This window comes from Mesorhizobium sp. M1E.F.Ca.ET.063.01.1.1, from assembly GCF_003998155.1.
Classification (GTDB): Bacteria; Pseudomonadota; Alphaproteobacteria; order Rhizobiales; family Rhizobiaceae; genus Mesorhizobium.
Genome location: NZ_RZSC01000700.1, coordinates 1 through 3,045, shown reverse-complemented (window position 1 = coordinate 3,045; position 3,045 = coordinate 1). Strand labels below are relative to the sequence as shown.

Genomic DNA, 3,045 nt, shown 5'->3' with positions numbered 1-3,045 from the left:
CTCCTGGGCCGACCTGATGATCCTCGCCGGCAACGTCGCGCTGGAATCGATGGGCTTCAAGACTTTCGGCTTCGCCGGCGGCCGCGCCGACGTTTGGGAACCGGAGCAGGACGTCGACTGGGGTTCCGAAACCAAATGGCTCGACGACGAGCGCTATTCTGGCGATCGCGAACTGCGCGGCCATCTCGGCGCGGTGCAGATGGGCCTGATCTACGTCAACCCGGAGGGGCCGAACGGCAAGCCGGATCCGGTTGCGGCCGCGCGCGACATCCGCGAGACCTTCCGCCGCATGGCCATGAACGACGAGGAGACCGTGGCGCTGATCGCCGGCGGCCACACCTTCGGCAAGACCCACGGCGCCGGCGATGCCGCCCTGGTCGGCGCGGAGCCGGAAGGCGCCGGCATCGAGGCGCAGGGCCTCGGCTGGTCGAGCAAATATGCCACCGGCATTGCCGGCGACGCCATCACCTCTGGCCTCGAAGTGACCTGGACCACGACGCCGACCAAGTGGAGCAACAACTTCTTCGACAACCTCTTCGATTATGAATGGGAGCTGACGAAAAGCCCGGCTGGCGCCAACCAGTGGACGCCGAAGGGCGGCGCCGGCGCCGACACGGTTCCGGACGCGCACAATGCCTCGAAGCGCCATGCGCCGGCCATGCTCACCACCGACCTCTCGCTGCGCTTCGATCCAGCCTACGAGAAGATCTCGCGGCGCTTCCACCAGCATCCCGATCAGTTCGCCGACGCCTTCGCCCGCGCCTGGTTCAAGCTGACCCACCGCGACATGGGCCCGGTGGTACGCTATCTCGGCCCGCTCGTGCCGAAGGAAGAGCTGATCTGGCAAGATCCGATCCCGGCGATCGACCATGAGCTGGTGAGCGAACAGGATATCGCCGCGCTGAAGGCGAAAATCCTGGCCACCGGCCTCTCGGTGTCCGAGCTGGTCTCGACCGCCTGGGCCTCGGCCTCGACCTTCCGCGGTTCCGACAAGCGCGGCGGCGCCAATGGCGCGCGCATCCGCCTTGAGCCGCAGAAGGATTGGGACGTCAACCAGCCGGCTCAGTTGTCCAAGGTGCTGGAGAAGCTCGAAGCCATCCAGAAGGAGTTCAACGCGGCGCAGTCTGGCGACAAGAAGGTCTCGCTGGCCGACCTCGTCGTGCTTGGCGGCGTCGCCGCGGTCGAGAAGGCGGCGAAGGACGGCGGCCATGAGATGAAGGTGCCGTTCACGCCCGGCCGCATGGACGCCTCGCAGGAGCAGACGGATGTCGAGTCGTTCGCAGCGCTGGAGCCGAAGGTCGACGGCTTCCGCAACTATGCCCGCGGCAAGCTGCCGATGTCGGTCGAGGCGATGCTTGTCGACCGGGCGCAGCTCCTGACGCTGACGGCGCCGGAAATGACGGTGCTGGTCGGCGGCCTGCGCGTGCTCGGCGCCAACGCAGGTGGCTCCAAGCACGGTGTCTTCACCGACAAGCCCGGCACGCTGACCAACGACTTCTTCGTCAACCTGCTCAGCATGGCGACCATATGGGGTCCGGCTGCGGGTTCCGAGCCGGGCTCGGACGAGGTCTACGAGGCGCGCGACCGCAAGACCAAGGCGGTCAAGTGGACCGGCACCCGCGCCGACCTGATCTTCGGCTCGCACGCGCAGCTGCGTGCTTTTGCCGAGGTCTACGGCTCGGCCGACGCCAAGCAGAAGTTCGTCAAGGACTTCGTCAAGGCGTGGACGAAAGTGATGAACCTCGATCGCTTCGAGATCGCCGCGAAGTAAGGGCTCATCCTCCCAGGTGAAAAGGCGCGGGCATGACCCGCGCCTTTTTGCGTTGAATTCAATAAAGCTCAGTCCTTTTCGAAGATGCCGGCCTTGGCTACGACGCCGGCGATCGCCCCGCCGATCAGCGGCGCGACGATGAACAGCCAGAGCTGACTGAGCGCGGCTCCGCCCGAAAACAGCGCCGGGCCGATCGAGCGGGCAGGTTTCACCGAGGTGCCGGTCACCGGGATCATGGCGAAGTGAATTCCTGCCAGCGTCAGGCCGATGACCAGGCCCGCAAAGGCCGTCGTGTGCTTGGCGTTGGTGACGCCGAGGATCGCCGTGACGAAGGTGAAGGTGCCGATCAGCTCCCACAGGAAGGCCGAGCTCATGCCCCATTTCGCCTCGTCCCAGCCATTGGCGCCGAAACCGCCGGTGTGGCCGCCGGCCTGGCCGGTGACGATGATCCACAGCGCCAGCGACGCGATGATGGCGCCGATGATCTGCGCGATCCAGTAAGGGACGACATCCTTGGCTGGCATCCGTCCCGCAAGGAACACGCCGAGCGTCACCGCCGGGTTGAGATGCGCGCCCGAGATCGGGCCGATCGCATAGGCCGCGGCGATCAGGCCGATGCCGAACGCCAGGCCGATGCCCTCCTGGCCGAGCGGCAGCGCGCCGCCGAGACCGCCCGTGACCACGGAGGCCGTGCCGATGAACACCAACAAGAACGTGCCTAGAACTTCTGCCAAATAAGTCTTCATTGCCCTCTCCTCGTAAGGATCCGCCAAACCGCGTTTCCCGCGCCGCGAATCACAGGCGAAAGAGTATTCCTGGCGGCAAAACTTGGAAAGCTGAGAGGTTAAGCCAGGAGACTTGCTTGTATCCGCCAACCGAAACATTAGACACCTTTCATGTTTCGGTCGATTTGTTCTTGTTTTCCGCCGGCGGTCGACTGCTTCGAAAAAAGCGTTCCGTTTTTCGCTCTCAGGATGGCATTGCGCAGATCGTTTTGGCCTCATCGCAACAGAACTGTTTCAATCTGGGCAGGAAAAGCTCTATGAGCAGGGCCGAAAGCAACGGTTGACGGAAGCAGGAATGAGACTGGGCGGAAGGCTAGCGGCGGCCATCGAAGTTCTGGAAGACATCGGCCGGCGGCACCGCCCGGTGGCCGACGCCTTGCGCGACTGGGGCCTGTCGCACCGCTTCGCCGGCGGCGGCGACAGAGCGGCGATCGGCAACATCGTCTACGACGCGCTGCGCCGTCTGGCCCCATTCGAGCAGCAGCGCGC

The 3,045-nt window shown here is 65.1% G+C and carries 2 protein-coding genes and 1 pseudogene; 2 read left to right on the top strand and 1 reads right to left on the bottom strand.

Features of this window, described 5'->3' with window-relative positions; all coding sequences use genetic code 11:
• Nucleotides 1–1,771 (top strand): catalase/peroxidase HPI (gene katG, locus EOA29_RS30835; RefSeq protein ID WP_127222061.1); only part of this gene is annotated, 1,771 nt, incomplete at its 5' end.
• 68 nt (nt 1,772–1,839) lie between these two features.
• Here katG and EOA29_RS30830 read toward each other — a convergent pair.
• On the bottom strand, nt 1,840–2,517 hold the full coding sequence (locus EOA29_RS30830; RefSeq protein WP_127222060.1) for an aquaporin: 678 nt from the start codon (nt 2,515–2,517) through the stop codon (nt 1,840–1,842).
• Nucleotides 2,518–2,851: 334 nt separating this feature from the next.
• Here EOA29_RS30830 and EOA29_RS30825 point away from each other — a divergent pair.
• Nucleotides 2,852–3,045, top strand: a pseudogene (locus EOA29_RS30825) (hypothetical protein); the annotation flags it as partial.